At 58.6% G+C, this 14,748-nt stretch carries 11 protein-coding genes and 1 pseudogene; 8 read left to right on the forward strand and 4 right to left on the reverse strand.

Translation table 11 applies throughout. From position 1 onward, the window contains the following. The 8 genes and pseudogenes from GV368_RS05585 to GV368_RS05615 all read left to right on the forward strand — a co-directional run bounded on the left by GV368_RS05585 (window position 1) and on the right by GV368_RS05615 (window position 10,111). Complete coding sequence (locus tag GV368_RS05585) at window positions 1-780, forward strand: cephalosporin hydroxylase family protein (RefSeq protein WP_169115817.1); 780 nt, start codon at window positions 1-3, stop codon at window positions 778-780. Window positions 781-808: 28 nt separating this feature from the next. After that, window positions 809-1,804, forward strand: a complete 996-nt coding sequence (locus GV368_RS05590; RefSeq protein ID WP_169115818.1) for a hypothetical protein — start codon at window positions 809-811, stop codon at window positions 1,802-1,804. Beyond that, window positions 1,804-2,451, forward strand: a complete 648-nt coding sequence (locus GV368_RS05595; RefSeq protein ID WP_169115819.1) for a hypothetical protein — start codon at window positions 1,804-1,806, stop codon at window positions 2,449-2,451. The genes GV368_RS05590 and GV368_RS05595 overlap by 1 nt, the downstream gene beginning before the upstream one ends. A gap of 87 nt (window positions 2,452-2,538) precedes the next feature. After that, window positions 2,539-2,904 (forward strand): annotated as a pseudogene (locus GV368_RS11765) (glycosyltransferase); the annotation flags it as partial. Window positions 2,905-3,699: 795 nt separating this feature from the next. Continuing rightward, window positions 3,700-6,399: a glycosyltransferase gene (locus tag GV368_RS11300; protein WP_328514234.1), complete on the forward strand. Its 2,700-nt coding sequence runs from the start codon at window positions 3,700-3,702 to the stop codon at window positions 6,397-6,399. 168 nt (window positions 6,400-6,567) lie between these two features. Beyond that, window positions 6,568-8,202 (forward strand): methyl-accepting chemotaxis protein, encoded by a 1,635-nt coding sequence (locus GV368_RS05605; RefSeq protein WP_169115821.1) that lies wholly within the window; start codon window positions 6,568-6,570, stop codon window positions 8,200-8,202. After that, entirely contained in the window at window positions 8,199-9,395 is a 1,197-nt protein-coding gene (locus tag GV368_RS05610) for a UbiH/UbiF family hydroxylase (protein ID WP_206673300.1), read from the forward strand. The genes GV368_RS05605 and GV368_RS05610 overlap by 4 nt, the downstream gene beginning before the upstream one ends. Further along, on the forward strand, window positions 9,395-10,111 hold the full coding sequence (locus GV368_RS05615) for a DsbC family protein (RefSeq protein WP_169115822.1): 717 nt from the start codon (window positions 9,395-9,397) through the stop codon (window positions 10,109-10,111). The genes GV368_RS05610 and GV368_RS05615 overlap by 1 nt, the downstream gene beginning before the upstream one ends. 13 nt (window positions 10,112-10,124) lie before the next feature. Here GV368_RS05615 and GV368_RS05620 read toward each other — a convergent pair whose 3' ends face one another. The 4 genes from GV368_RS05620 to GV368_RS05635 form a co-directional block, all read right to left on the reverse strand. Further along, window positions 10,125-10,484 carry a hypothetical protein gene (locus GV368_RS05620; RefSeq protein WP_169115823.1) on the reverse strand — a complete coding sequence of 120 codons (360 nt, stop codon included), beginning with the start codon at window positions 10,482-10,484 and terminating at the stop codon, window positions 10,125-10,127. 16 nt (window positions 10,485-10,500) lie between these two features. Beyond that, complete coding sequence (ruvB, locus tag GV368_RS05625; RefSeq protein ID WP_169115824.1) at window positions 10,501-11,577, reverse strand: Holliday junction branch migration DNA helicase RuvB; 1,077 nt, start codon at window positions 11,575-11,577, stop codon at window positions 10,501-10,503. Between the two features lie 23 nt (window positions 11,578-11,600). Continuing rightward, on the reverse strand, window positions 11,601-12,899 hold the full coding sequence (locus tag GV368_RS05630) for a nitronate monooxygenase (RefSeq protein ID WP_169115868.1): 1,299 nt from the start codon (window positions 12,897-12,899) through the stop codon (window positions 11,601-11,603). A 131-nt stretch (window positions 12,900-13,030) separates the two neighbouring features. Next, window positions 13,031-14,734 (reverse strand): glutamine--tRNA ligase/YqeY domain fusion protein, encoded by a 1,704-nt coding sequence (locus tag GV368_RS05635; RefSeq protein ID WP_178086744.1) that lies wholly within the window; start codon window positions 14,732-14,734, stop codon window positions 13,031-13,033. Window positions 14,735-14,748: the final 14 nt, after the last annotated feature.

Here is a 14,748-nt window from a genome sequence, read left to right on the forward strand (position 1 = left end):
ATGCCTGATCACTACCTGAGATTCAAAAAAGAATGCGACGCTGAAATCGAGAGACAAGGTGCTGATGTAACTCTTCGGGAGTTGACTGTCTCTTGGATGGAAAAAGCAAATCGCCTCAAGTACTCCTACCATTTCGAATGGCTCGGCCGCCCCATCATCCAATATCCTCAAGACATCGTCGCGATGCAGGAGATCATCTGGCAGGTCAAGCCAGATTTGATCATCGAGACTGGCATCGCCCATGGCGGTTCTTTGGTGTTCAGCGCTTCCATGCTCGCCCTGCTCGACATGGCCGACGCCATCGAGCAGGGCACAACCTTTGATCCTCGTCAGTCGCGTCGCAAGGTGTTGGGAATCGATATCGACATTCGCCCCCACAACCGCGAAGCCATTGAAAGTCACCCGATGTTTTCGCGTATCCAGATGATCCAGGGGTCGAGCATCGATCCCGAAATCATTGATCGAGTCCACCGTATTGCGGCCGATCATTCTCGCGTGCTCGTTTGTCTGGATAGTAACCATACCCACGCACACGTCCTGGCCGAGCTGCAAGCCTATGCCCCGTTGGTTAGCAAGGGCAGTTATTGCGTCGTATTTGACACGATCATTGAAGACATGCCTGCGGACATGTTTCCTGATCGTCCATGGGGTCCAGGTAACAACCCCAAGACCGCTGTTTGGGAATATCTGAAAGACCATCCGGAGTTTGAAATCGACAAGAGCATCGAGCACAAATTGTTGATTACGGCGGCGCCTCATGGGTTTTTAAAACGTACCTGATTTATTTTTATTATATAAATTGATTATTATGAATAAATTCGAATCTATCATTTATGAAAATCGGAATAGAATATTACTCGATTTTGTAGATTCTATTTTTATTTCAATGTTTGAAGCAACAAGATTAAGTCTAAAAAAGACTGAAGAACCTGATTTTGTAGCAATGCTGGTTAAGCATGGAACTAGATTAATTGCCAATGCGTTGCATAAAGTTATAAAACCTCATGGTATTTCATTAAAAGTATCTTCTGTTTTTTGTCACCAAAAACCTATAGTAAGTTTTGATAAAAGTAATAATGAGACGTGTGCCTGCGAAATTGGAGATGTTTTGATTGCTCATATACACAATGATGGAAAATATCAGAAGAAAATGGCATTATTGCTTCAGGCTAAAATGGTAGAGAATATACCATTCTATATTGATAAATTAAATAATCCACAATATTATCTATATCATCATTGGCCGATTTTCACCTATAAAAGGTCTATTAAGCATTTGAAAGGAAAAAAGCGAAACATTTGTCCAAAAGGATATCATCTTGGAGCTCAATATTTATTGATAGGAAATATTGATAATCTCATGTACTGCCAATCAGCTGATATGGATATAGGATGCATGGCAGTTAGCTTGTCGAATAACCCTTTATGGCCATCACGTTCACTGGCTGAAGAGATCCTGCTTCTAATGATGGGGGTTTCAGGAAGATCATGGGATGATTCAAATAACTCTTTGGGGTGGAGTCAACTTATTCGCGATTTGCTATACATGGGTGCAGTGTCTGTTTTTAATCGAAGAAATGTTGGTTTAAATGGTCAAAGAAGAAAAAGTACATTTTTTCTTTCTTTTTTCAGCAAGCATGATGAAAAAGAGCTTATGGAAAGCCGTAACTATTTAGCTGTAGCCCAAAACTTTCTTGTATCGTCAGGATACAATGGTGGCGATTTCATTTTAACCGACGAAGAGGTTATGGATGAAAATCATTCAGGCGTATCGATCATTTTGATTCAAACCGGCGATGAATAATGAAATTAGCTGATTATCATATTTTAACGAGAGAAAGGGAATTTATTTCATTGCTTAAAAAAATAAAAAGTAAAGATTTTTTTGATAGAAATTTTAATAAACTAGTACTTCAATCGTTTAAAAAAATCAAAAACACAAAAAATGAATTTTTTGTGTTTTATTTTTGTAGTTATATTACAAATTATCAACTACCAGATCAGATATTATTTTTATTATTTAAGCATTTTTGTAATAACAATACTTTTCTCAAAGTGAAATTAATTCGCAATATTAATAAAATAGAAAAATATTATAATTCCTTTGACCTCAACGACTTTTGTTGTTTGACAGGATTGATAGCAAATCAAAGAACAAAAGATGAAATATTAATTTCAATACTAAGGTTCCATAATTATAATATATTTATTTTTTTGAGAATAATAAATGAGCGTAGAGCTGATAAATTTTATCGATTTTTCATAAAAAATTTATTTTCTGATATAATGAGCGATTTTAGCATTTATGAATATAAAATACTTTTTATTGTAAAGTACTTTAAAAATAAAGGAAGTTGTTATACGCTGCTTATGGCAATGAACTTGTTGAGAAGTAAAAAAGATTTTTTTGTAAAACTTGGGAAAAATCTTATAGAAGAATTAAAGCATTAACCTCGTCTTGACTTGCTCCGGTGCACAATAAAAAAACTGGATGAATATATTATGCAGCAATATCAAAATTTTCCTGATTCGGTGAAGATGGTAATTGCTTTGCCAACTGTGCGTTGGACACAGAAAGCGAAAGCAATAATTGCGTCGTTATGGGCGATTGCTGAAAATGATATTGGTGTTTTTATTGCTGATAATAGCGAGAATCCGGAAAAACATGAATTTTTATCTAATTTGAGTTCATGTAATAAAAATTTTATTACTTTTTTCCATGAAAAAAATATTGGTGCAACGGCAAATTTCTTTTTTTTGATGGATTGTTGTAGTGGCGTTGATTATGTTGCTATTATGGCGGATGACGATTGGTTTTCCCCGGAGTACTATATTGATGCATATAAATGCATTTCAGAAAATCCTGATGTTTCAGCCGTAGAATCCGGGTCGACGTTCGTCGATTTTGGAGACAATAATTTTATCAAAGTCAATCAGCCATCCATGCAGGGAGAGACTTTGTTTGAAAGATTGCAGGCTTGGCATGGTTGGAATGCAAGAGTTACGATGTATAACGTTTCTAGTCGTAATTCTTTACAAAATGCAATAGATTACCTGAGATCGTCACCAATTCTTGGCCACACGCTTGCTGAGTGTTTATGGGATCTGAGTCGTTTGTCTTATGGAAATTTTGTAAGCGCCCCTGGGCCGGGGTGTTTTATTCACTATCCCGCGCACGCCGCTTGGGCGGGTGACATGTTGTCTCGTTATTACAATCTTCTGTGCAAAGAACATCGACTGAAATTCTCTGCTGTACATTTCATGTATCTCAGTACAGCGATTCAAAATGCGATGTTTTTGGTTGGAGATTATTCTCCGCTCGATGATGTAATCCAGAGGGTTGCGTGCAGTCAATATGCTTTTGCCAATTATTATAAGGGTGCTTTTCTCCCCCATGTCGTGTGGGCTCTGGAACATGGTGGACTCAGAGATTTTCTAAAAGAGCATCCGGCAATTTCCCGTGGTTTCAGAAAATTTTGTTATCCGCCATTCAGCGACAATCCGCGATTTTCTCGTGAGATCTTCGACTGGTTTGTCTCCATCCTGCGTGTAACAGAGCCTGAGCCGCATCCTGATGAGATTCCATTATCGGAGAGATTTGTTCGTTTCGCAGAATCTTTGAATTGCTTTTCTTTGATGGATCGTTCACTGCCTGATGAATTTACCGTCGCCCTTGAAAAGGCTGATGAACGATTCAATGTGGCTGAGATTCCTGAACTATCTCCAGACCTCTACACCACCTACCTCACCCGCCACCACACCCCCTTCCACCCCGACGATCCCCTTCCCGCCGACAGTCCCACCATTACCTTCGTCGTTCCCTGTCCGGCTTCCGATCTGCCGCTCCTGGCCGATACGCTCGACAGCCTGGGCGTGCAGTCGGCGCCCTTGTGGCGGCTGGTGGTGGTGGCCGATGCGCCGGCGCCGGATGCGATGTGGGCGGAGTTGCCGATGCTGCGCTGGCGTGAGGTGGAGTCGACGGAGGGGATGGAGGATGCGCTCGCGGAGGAGCTGGCGGCGGTGGAGTCGGGCTGGGTGTCGGTGCTCGCGCCGGGGGTGCGGCTGGCGGGCGATGCGGTGGAGCAGCTGGTGCGCCATGCGTTGGCGTTTCCGCAGTGGCGCCTGATGTATGGCGATTCGGACACGGTGGAGGCGGACGGCACGCGGCGCGATCCGCTCTTCCGGCCGGACGTCAATCTCGACTTGCTGCGCTCGATGCCGTATCTGGGTCCGTGCCTGTGGGTGGAGCGCGAGGCATTCGCGGCGGTTGGCGGATGGGGCGAGTGTGGGGAGGCGTGGCGTTACGATCTGGCGCTGCGGGTGCTCGATGCCTTCGGCGAGGAGGCGATCGGGCATGTGGATGAGGTGCTCTATTCCGTGCCGGCGGGGCGCGAGGAGGTGGTGGATGAACCGGCGCATCGGCAGGCGCTGGCGGCGCATCTGGCGCGCCGAGCGTTGGACGCGGAGGTGGCGGAGGGGTACGTGCCGGGCACCTGGCGGGTGGTGTATCGCTGGCCGCGGCAGCCGCGCGTGTCGATCGTCATTCCGACGAAAGACCAGGCGGATTATCTCCAGTCCTGCGTCGAGAGCATTCGTGCGAAGACGAATTATCCCGACTACGAGATCCTGGTGGTGGACAATGGCAGCACGCAGCCGCAGGCGTGCGCATATCTGGAACGCCTGAAGGCGGAGGGCGTGCGGGTATTGCCTTATCCCAAGCCGTTCAATTTCTCGGCGATGTGCAATTTGGCCGCGCGCGAGGCAAGCGGCGAGTACCTCTTGCTGCTCAATAACGACACGGTGGTGCTGCAGGAGCATTGGCTGGAGCGCATGGTGGCCTACGGGCAGCGGCCGGACGTGGGCATCGTGGGGGTGAAGCTGATGTTCCCGCAGCCGCCGACGGTGCAGCATGCGGGAATTCTGCTCGGATTGGGGGGCATCGCGGATTTTCCCTATATGGGCTTGCTGGGGCTGACCGACGGCGGGTACATGAACCGGGCGTTGGTGGATCAGGATCTTTCCGCGGTGACGGCGGCCTGCCTGTTGATTCGCAAATCGGTGTGGGACGAGGTGAAGGGGCTGGACGAGCAGGCGTTTCGCGTGTCCTACAACGACGTCGACTTGTGCCTGAAAGTGCGCGAGCGCGGCTACAAGATTGTGTGGACGCCTTTCGTGGTGCTGGTGCATCACGGCAGCGTGAGCCAGCAGCAGGAGGCGGCGGAGCCGGCCAAGGCGCGCAAGGCGCAGCAGCGCTTCGGCAAGGAGCAGGAGGCGATGCTGCGCAAGTGGTTGCCGCAGCTCGCGCGCGATCCGGCCTACAACCGCCACTTGAGCCTGACGCACCGCGACTACCGGGTGGAGTCGGAGATCGTGGTGAATTGGGATCCGCGTTTGCCTACGGAAAAGGTGCGGGTGCTGGGGTGGGAGCAGTTGAGCGGGGTGATCGAGTACCGCATCAAGCAGCCGCTGGAGGGGCTATGGCAGGCGAGGGCGGTGGAGCGCAGTTTCATCCACGCGCCGGGGGTGCGGCAGACGCGCATTCCTCTGCTCGTCGAGGTGGAGCGGGCGAAGCCGGACGTCTTCACCGCGAGCGCGTTCCTGGAGCTGAGCGATCATTTGGAGACGGTGCAGCAGGTGCGGGAGCTTGCCGGCATTCCGTTTCTGCTGCATCTCGATGATCTCATCAGCGAGATTCCACGCCAGAGCGAGGTCTATGAGCATCGCAACACGCCGGGGGAGATGAAGCGGGTGGTGCGCACGGCCGACCGGGTGGTGGTGACCACCGAGCCGATCCGCGCGGCGATCGAGAAGTATGCCCGCGATGTGCGTCTGATCCCGAATTATCTGCCGGGTTGGGTGTGGAATGGTTTGCAGTCGCAGCGGCGCGTGGGGCCGAAGCCGCGCGTGGGTTGGGCCGGGGCGATGCAGCACGCGGGTGACTTGGCGCTGATCCGTGAGGTGCTGGAGACGACGAGCGAGGAGTGCGATTGGGTCTTCTTCGGCATGTGTCCGGAGGAGCTTCGCCCCTTCGTGAAGGAGTTTCATCCCTTCGTGCCCTTCGAGCAGTATCCGGCCAAACTGGCGAGCCTGAACCTGGACTTGGCGGTGGCGCCGCTGGAGGTGAATCGCTTCAACGAGTGCAAGTCGAACTTGCGGATTCTGGAGTATGGCATCCTCGGCTGGCCGGTGGTGTGCTCGGACGTGCTGCCGTATCGCGGCGCGCCGGTGACGCGCGTGCCCAACCGGCCGGACGCCTGGCTCGAGGCGATCCGCGCCCGCATCCACGATCTGGACGCGGCGCAGAAGGAGGGCGACGCGCTGCAGCAGTGGGTGCGCGAGGGGTGGATGCTGGAGGATCACCTCGGGGAGTGGCTCGAGGCGTATCGCTTGGGCTCGTGATCCGTGATAGCAGCAGGCTAATGGAATGACGGCCGAAGCTGTTGTATAGTGTGCCGCGCGAAACGCTTTGGCAAGCGGTGGCATTACTTGACGCCCGCGGTGCCGTGGCTGCGCAGTAGATGGCTCGAGCCGTTCCTTTTCCAAGAAAGACAAGGGGGGAGAACCAGCATGTCGACAAAGATGACCGTCGCGAAGCGACTGGGGTTGGGGTTCGGCTGTCTGCTTGCTTTGATGGTGTTGATCACGGCCATTGGCATCCAGCGGGTTGCATCGATCGATGACACGCTCACTGACGTGAACGAGGGGGCGACGCTGAAGCAGCGATACGCCATCAACTTTCGGGGGAGTGTGCATGATCGCGCCATATCTGTTCGTGATACGGTTCTGGAGCACGATTTGACCGCGGTCCGGGCACATGTGGCCGAAATCGAACGTTTGGCGGCTTTCTATGCCGATTCGGCGGAAAAACTCGATCGGCTGATGGCGCAAGAGGCGACCGAGGAGGATCGGCGCCTCTTGTCGCGCATCAAGGAAATCGAGCGACGGGCGGTGCCGGGAACGCAGCGGGTGATCGAGCTGAGGCTGAGCGGGGATGTGGAGGCCGCGCAAGCCATGCTGTTGCGCGAGGTTTCTCCGGCCTACGTCGAGTGGTTGGCGGCGATCAACGCCTTCATCGATCACCAGGAGCGGGTCATTCGCGAGAGTCTCGACCAGGTGCGATCCTTGGCGAGCGGTTTCCGTAACCTGATGTTGCTGGTGACCGTGGTGGCGCTGGTGATCTCGGTGACGCTGGCTTCGATGACGATTCGCTCCATCCTCGCTACCTTGGGGGCGGAACCCGACGAGGTGGGCGAGGCCATTCGACGGCTGGCCGCGGGTGAGCTGGGGCAGCGCCTGAATACGCGCTATCCCGAGAGCGTGATGGGGGTGTTGCAGCAGACTTTGCAACGGCTTCTGGAGACGATCAAGCAGGTGAATACGGCAGCGGTCGACATCGCGGTGCAATCTGGGAGATTGGAGGAAATCAGCGAAAGCAATCGACGTCAGGTGCAGATCCAGTCGGCCGAGACCGAGAAAATGGCGACGGCAGTCGAGCGCATGGGGGGGAACGTCGATCAGGTGGCAACTTTTGCTCGACAGGCGGCCGAAGCGGCGGTGGAGGCCGACCGCCAGGTGGAAAACGGCAACGAAGTGGTGCAGAAAACGGCCGAGGCGATGAACCATCTCGGTGAGACGCTCGAAGAAGTGGCGGCGACGGTGAGCGAGGTGTCGCAAGATAGCGCGAGCATCGAGAAAGTGACCACCGTGATCGAAGAGATTGCCCAACAGACGAATCTCCTGGCGCTCAATGCCGCCATCGAGGCGGCCCGCGCCGGGGAATACGGCCGGGGATTCGCCGTGGTGGCCGACGAGGTGCGTTCCTTGGCCGTGCGCACCCAGGATTCGACGCGCGAAATCCAGGACATGATCGCCAAATTGCAGCACGGCGCGAGTCGGGCGGTGCAGGTGATGGAGACGAGCCGCGAGGTGGCGCGAACGACTTTGGAGTATAGTCGCGAAGCGCAGGAGGCATTGGCGAACATCCGTGGCGAGGCAGGGTCGGTGCGCACCCTCAATGGCCGTATCACCGAAGCGATCGAGGCGCTGCGCCAGGCGGCCGAGGAGCTGGAGCGTAACATCGGGGCGATCCAATCGTCGACCAAGCAAACGGCGGTGAGCTCCGACGAGCTGGCGGGAGCGAGCCGCACGCTCGCCGGTCTGGCGGAGAATCTGAAAAAATTGGTGCAGTTTTTCCGGTGGTGAAGGTGAACGTCGATATCCTGATTCATGGCGGGGGCTTGGCTGGTTTGGCCTGTGCGGCGGCGCTGCGCGATGCGCCTTGGAAAGTGGGGTTGATCGAGCCGCGGCCGCAGCGGGGGCACGAAGGGGAGTGGGATGCTCGCGTCTATGCCTATACGCCCGCCGCCGTCGCGCTCCTCGAGCGGCTCGACGTGTGGCAGCGCCTTGATCCTGCGCGTTGGTGCGCGGTCGATCGCATCGAGGTTCATGGGGATGCCGGCGGAACGCTGTCCTTTTCGGCTTATGAGGCGGGGCTGAGTCGGCTCGCCGTGATCGCCGAGCAGTCGTTGGTGCGCGATGCCTTGTGGGAGACGGTGAGGCGACAGCGCAATGTCACGCTGCTCACCGGCGAGGGCAAGGCCGGGCAGGCTCTGGTGAGTGAGACGGAAACGCTCACGGTGGTGTGCCGCGATGGTTCGCGGGTGCGCACGCGGCTGCTCATCGGCGCCGACGGGCGCCAGTCTTGGGTGCGGGAGCAGGCCGGTCTGCCGGCGCGGGTGGTGCCTTACCATCAACAAGGGATCGTGGCCAATTTCGCCGTGAGCCAGCCGCATCGGCACGTGGCGCGGCAGTGGTTCCGCGACGACGGGGTGCTCGCCTTCCTTCCTTTGCCGGGAAATCGGGTATCGATCGTGTGGTCGGCACCGCAGCCGCAGGCGGAAGCATTGCTCGCACTCGACGAGGCGGCCTTCGCGCGCCGCGTGGAAGCGGCGAGCGGCGGCGTGCTCGGGGCGATGACGACGATCACGCCGCGTCAGGCGTTTCCGCTCTCCTTGCTGCGCTGCCCGCAGGTGGTGCGCCCGCGCGTGGCGCTCATCGGCGATGCGGCACATGGCATTCATCCTTTGTCGGGGCATGGCATCAACCTGGGGTTCAACGACGTGGCGGTGCTCGGCGAGGTGCTCTGTGCCCTGCCGCCCGAGGCCGATCCCGGCGCTTTGCCGGTGCTGTCGCGCTACGCGCGGCGGCGAGCGGAGGAGCCTTGGCTGATGCAGACGGCCACCGACGCGCTGGCGCGGCTCTTCAGTCTGCGCCGGCCGGAAGTGCGGCAGTTGCGCAACGTCGGGATGCGGCTCGTCGATCGTTTGCCGTTCGTCAAGGAGGCGATGGTGCGCTATGCCGCTTTTGGAGATTTCTTTGTGCAGGAGAGTCGGTGATGGAAGGGTGGCGTAAGGCGGTGGTGGCGTTGATGGCGGTGTTCGGTCTGGCGACGGCAGCGTTCGCGGGTGAGAAAGAGGTCAAGGCGAAGATGGAAGCGTTCCTCGGGGCACCGGCGGTGAGCTCGGTGCGCGCCGTGCCTTATGGGGGCCTCTACGAGGTGGTGCTGACGACGGGGGAAGTAGTCTATACCGACGAGAAAGTGTCCTACGTGGTCACCGGTTCGATCATCGACACGGCCAAGCGCGAAGACGTCACGGCCAAGCGCATGGAAGAGCTCTCGCGGATCGATTTTTCGGCCTTGCCGCTTGATCGGGCAATCAAGATCGTGCGTGGCAAGGGGACTCGGGTGATGGCCACTTTCGAGGATCCGAATTGTACGTTTTGCAAGAAGCTCGCCAAGGAATTACAGACGATCGATGACGTGACGATCTACGTCTTCCTCTATCCCATCCTGGGTCCGGATTCGGTGGACAAAGTGAAACGGATTTGGTGTGCACCCGATCGGGCCGCGGCCTGGCTGGCGTGGATGACCGAAGACAAACCGATTCCAGGGGCTGGTTCTTGCGATACGAAGGCGATCGAGCAGAACATGGCGCTCGGCGAGCAACTGCGTATCTCGGGTACGCCAACGATTTTTCTCGCGTCGGGCGACCGGCTCGGCGGCTATATGCCAGCAGCGAAGCTCGAGGAGCGCTTGAAGCAGGTGCGTTGAGCCGGGTCGTTTTTCATCGTCCTTGTTTTCCCCTGGAGCAGGCGACAGGGGAGCCCTGGTCCGGATCGGTGACGTAAGGCGCGCGGGCGCTCACCCAGACGAGGAGGGCGAAGGCGCCGAGCGTGAGGAGCGCGTGCCGGCGCTGCCAGCGCGCATCCGGTATGGTTCCGCGGGCAGCGATGTGCACGAGGCGCCAGCCGGCCGCGGCGATGCCTAGGAGCGCGAGGCCGACGAGGCGAGCCCCGGTGGGGTCGATCCACCAGCCGCAGCCGGTGTCTCCGCGATCGGGCAGGTAAAAGGCAGGGGCGGCCCACAGCAGCCAGATGCCGGTAATGGCGCAGAAAACGATGGTGAAGGCGAGAAAGGCGCGCATGCGCCCGCTCTCCTGGTTAGTCGGTGTCGTCGAGGAGCGTGCCTTGGGCCGCGTCGGGTCGGCGGGGCGGTGCCTCGAGGCCGAGATGGGCATAGACGGCGGGCGTGGCGATGCGTCCGCGGGGGGTGCGCTGTAGGTAACCCTGTTGGATGAGGTAGGGTTCGAGCACGTCCTCGATGGTGTCGGCCGACTCGCCGATGGCGGCGGCGAGGTTGTCCAGCCCTACGGGGCCGCCGGAGAACTTCTCGATCACGGCCGAGAGGAGCTTGCGGTCCATCAGGTCGAGCCCCAGAGGGTCGACATCGAGCAGGGCCAGCGCCTGGTCGGCGATCTCGGCCGTGATGGCGCCGGCGGCGCGCACTTCGGCGAAGTCGCGCACGCGGCGCAGCAGCCGGTTGGCGATGCGCGGGGTGCCGCGCGCGCGGCGGGCGATTTCGCAAGCGCCGGCTTCGTCGATGCGCACGTCCAGCAGCTGCGCCGAGCGGCGCACGATGTGGGCGAGATCCTCGGGGGCGTAGAATTCCAGCCGCGCGACGATGCCGAAGCGGTCGCGCAGCGGGTTGGTGAGCATGCCGGCGCGGGTGGTGGCGCCCACGAGGGTGAAGGGAGCGAGGTCGAGTTTGATCGAACGCGCCGCTGGCCCTTCGCCGATCATGATGTCGATTTGATAGTCCTCCATCGCCGGATAGAGGATTTCCTCGACCACCGGCGAGAGCCGGTGGATCTCGTCGATGAAGAGCACGTCGTTGGGCTCGAGGTTGGTGAGCAGGGCAGCGAGATCCCCGGGGCGTTCGAGCACCGGTCCGGAGGTCTGCTTCAGTCCCACGCCCATCTCGCTGGCGATGATGTGGGCGAGCGTCGTCTTGCCCAAACCGGGGGGGCCGAAGAGGAGCACGTGGTCGAGCGCTTCGCCGCGGCGGCGCGCCGCCTGGATGAAGAGGTCGAGCTGTTCGCGCACTTTGGGCTGGCCGATGTACTCGGCCAGCCGCTTGGGGCGCAGCGCCCGCTCGAGGGCATCTTCGGGGCGCGCGACGGGGCCGATCAGCCGCTCTGCGGCGGGAGAAGCGGCAAGGGCGTCGGTTTCGATGGCCATGGCGGCGTTGCCCCAGGGCTTCCTCAGCTGGCCGCGGCGGCGGGGGCGGGTTCGACTTCCCGCGGCGGCAGGGCGATTTCGTGGTTCTTGCTGTAGCGGTAGTCGTTGAACACGTGCTCGGCGGTGAGCAGCTGGTAGCTGCCGTCAGGGAGCCGATGCGTCGTGTCTTTCAGCCGGTAGGTGTAGTGCCCGCAGGTCCAGCAGTCGAAGTTGCGCATGTGGGTGCACAGGCAGGTCTTGTCCCACACGTGGATCGTCTTGGCGTGCGGGTTTTTCTCGACTTCGCGGTTGTAGGCGTCGATGTAGGCGCAGTGGCCGTTCGCGTCGAGCAGGTAACCGAACGCCTCGCAGTTGGGGCGGATGCCCGCGCCGATGCAGGGGCTGGATTTGAGCATGCGCATCGGGTAGCCGGTGGGCGAGATGGTGTTGACCTCGATGTCTTCTTCGTTGGCCTTGAAGTATTCCTGCTTGACGCGGTCGGGCAGGCCGCATTCCTTGGTGACGGTGAAACGCGTGGCGACCTGGACGGCGGCCGCGCCCATTTCCAGGAATTCGACGGCGTCGGTGCCGGTGAAGATGCCGCCGGCGGGGATGACGGGAACGTCGAGCTCCTCGCGGCGCAGGTAGTCGAGTACTTCGGCCACGATGGTGCGCAGGTCGTAGCGCGCCCAGTCGAGGCCGAATCCGAGGTGTCCGCCGGCGAGCGGCCCCTCGACCACCACGAAGTCGGGCAGCCGCCGGGTACGGGCGCTCTTTTTGAGGAAGAGCTGCAAGGCGCGCACCGAGGAGACGATGATGCCGAGCTTGGCGTCGCGAAAACGCGGATGCTCTTCGATGAGCGCGAAGGAGCCCAGGTGTAGGCCGGCCGAGAGGGTGATGCCGTCGATGCCGGCATCGAGCGCCGCTTCCAGCCGCACCTTGAGCGTTTCCTTGGGCGCGGCCATCGTGAGCTTCTCCATGCAGTTGATGAAGACGAGCCCGGGGCCGCGCTTGCGCTCCATGGTGCGCAGTACGTGCATCTTCTGCGCTTCGGCCAAGAGCCCGAGGTCGAATTTCACGCCCGACTTGTCGAGGCTCTTGACGTTGTACTTGTAGCGCTTGAGTTTTTCTTTGGTGTACGTGGTGTCGTAGCGGCGGTCGGTGACGGTGGGCACCATCGCGTCCGAGATGTGCCCGATGCCGCCGAGGCGGGCGATCTCGAGGGCGAGGTCGGCGTTTGAGATGTCGACGCCCATCCCGCCGAGCATGATGGGGATCAGCTCGGGGCCGCGGCGGCCGAAACGGAAACGGAATTCATCGACACAGCGATCGGCAGCAGACATCATCGAACGAACGACCCTCTTGACTTCGGACAAACGGCGCTATTGTACGCGTTTTGACGGCAGGCGCGGTGCTTTGCCGTCAAAACGCGATGCAATGGCGTTGAATGAGACCTCTCGTCGAGGCAGGAAGTTCAGCGCTGGATTTTTCCCCAGGTGTCTTTCAGCCCGACGGTGAGGTTGAACACCGGCGTTTCGGGGCGGTGGTCGTAGCGGTCGGCGACGAAGTAGCCGTGGCGCTCGAACTGGAAACGCGTCTCCGGTGGAACCTGCGCGGCATCGGGTTCGACGAAGGCGCGGTAGCAACGCAGCGATTCGGGGTTGAGGTCTTCGAGGAAGGAGCGCGGCGCGCCGTCCGGGCCGGGTTCGGTGCCGGGGCGGGGGTGGCGGAAGAGCCGGTCGTAGTGCCGGATCTCGGCTTCGATCGCATGATCGCACGACAGCCAGTGGCAGTTGCCCTTGGTCTTGTAACGATCGGCGCCGGGCGTACCGCTCTTGGAGTCGGGGAAATGGCGGGCGTGTACGCGCACCACGCGCCCGGATTCGTCCTTGTCGCAGCCGGTGCATTCGATGACGTAGCCGTAACGCAGCCGCACCGTGGCCCCGGGCGTGAGGCGGTGGAATCCCTTGACCGGCGTTTCCATGAAGTCGCCGCGCTCGATCCACAGCCGGCGGGTGAAGGGGATGCGCCGCTTGCCCCGTTCCGGGTCGAGCGGGTGATTGGGCGCCTCGCACCATTCGACGTGCCCTTCGGGGAAATCGTCGATCACCAGCTCCAGGGGGTCGAGCACGGCGATGCGCCGCTCGGCCGCTTCGTTGAGATGGTCGCGCATGGCCTGTTCGAGGACTTCGTAGCCGATCCAGCCGTCGGCCTTGCTCACGCCGATGCGCTCGCAGAAGAGGCGAAAGCCCTCGGGCGTGTAGCCGCGCCGACGTCCGCCGGCAAGCGTCGGCAGTCGCGGGTCGTCCCAGCCGGCCACGTGTCGCTCTTCGACGAGCTGAATGAGCTTGCGCTTCGAGAGCACGACGTATTCGAGGTTGAGGCGGGCGAACTCGATCTGGCGCGGCAAGGGGCGGGAGAAAACGCCGGCTTCGGCGAGCGCTTCCAGCAGCCACTCGTAGAAGGGGCGCTGGTCCTCGAATTCGAGGGTGCATAGCGAATGCGTGATGCCTTCGATGGCGTCTTCGATGGGGTGGGCATAGGTATAGGTGGGGTAGAGGCACCAGGCATTGCCCGTGCGGTAGTGGGAGACGTGCCGGATGCGGTAGAGGATGGGGTCGCGCAGGTTGAGGTTGGGGCTCGCCATGTCGATCTTGGCGCGCAGCACGTGCGCCCCGTCGGGAAATTCCCCGGCGCGCATGCGACGGAAGAGCGCGAGGTTCTCCTCGATGCTGCGGTTGCGATAGGGGCTGTCCCGGCCGGGTTCGGTGAGCGTGCCGCGCAGCGCACGGATCTCTTCGGGCGGCAGCGAATCGACGTAGGCCAGCCCTCGCTCGATGAGCGCCTCGGCGCAGCGGTACATGGTCTCGAAGTAGTCGGAGGCGAAGTACAGGTGCTCGCCCCAGTCGTAGCCGAGCCAGCGCACCGCCTCCAGGATGGCTTCGACGTAGTCCATGCTCTCCGTGGTGGGGTTGGTGTCGTCGAAGCGCATGTGGCAGCGTCCGCCGTAGAGCCGGGCCAGACCGAAATTGAGCACGATGGACTTGGCGTGGCCGAAGTGCAGGTAGCCGTTGGGCTCGGGCGGGAAGCGCGTGACGACCTGGCGGTAGCGGCCGGCCGCGAGGTCTTCGTCGATGGCGTTCTTGATGAAGTGGGCAGGAGGGGCGAGGTCGCTCACGATATCGACTTCCG

Source organism: Tepidiphilus baoligensis, from assembly GCF_012911495.1.
In the GTDB taxonomy this organism is placed as follows: domain Bacteria; phylum Pseudomonadota; class Gammaproteobacteria; order Burkholderiales; family Rhodocyclaceae; genus Tepidiphilus; species Tepidiphilus olei.

Excerpts from the sequence above, each read along its gene's own strand:
- GV368_RS05615 (WP_169115822.1), top strand. The coding sequence starts at position 9,395 with ATGGAAGGGTGGCGTAAGGCGGTGGTGGCGTTGATGGCGGTGTTCGGT.
- GV368_RS05605 (WP_169115821.1), top strand. The coding sequence starts at position 6,568 with ATGTCGACAAAGATGACCGTCGCGAAGCGACTGGGGTTGGGGTTCGGC.
- ruvB (WP_169115824.1), bottom strand. The coding sequence starts at position 11,577 with ATGGCCATCGAAACCGACGCCCTTGCCGCTTCTCCCGCCGCAGAGCGG.
- GV368_RS05585 (WP_169115817.1), top strand. The coding sequence starts at position 1 with ATGCCTGATCACTACCTGAGATTCAAAAAAGAATGCGACGCTGAAATC.
- GV368_RS05590 (WP_169115818.1), top strand. The coding sequence starts at position 809 with ATGAATAAATTCGAATCTATCATTTATGAAAATCGGAATAGAATATTA.
- GV368_RS05620 (WP_169115823.1), bottom strand. The coding sequence starts at position 10,484 with ATGCGCGCCTTTCTCGCCTTCACCATCGTTTTCTGCGCCATTACCGGC.
- GV368_RS05630 (WP_169115868.1), bottom strand. The coding sequence starts at position 12,899 with ATGTCTGCTGCCGATCGCTGTGTCGATGAATTCCGTTTCCGTTTCGGC.
- GV368_RS05595 (WP_169115819.1), top strand. The coding sequence starts at position 1,804 with ATGAAATTAGCTGATTATCATATTTTAACGAGAGAAAGGGAATTTATT.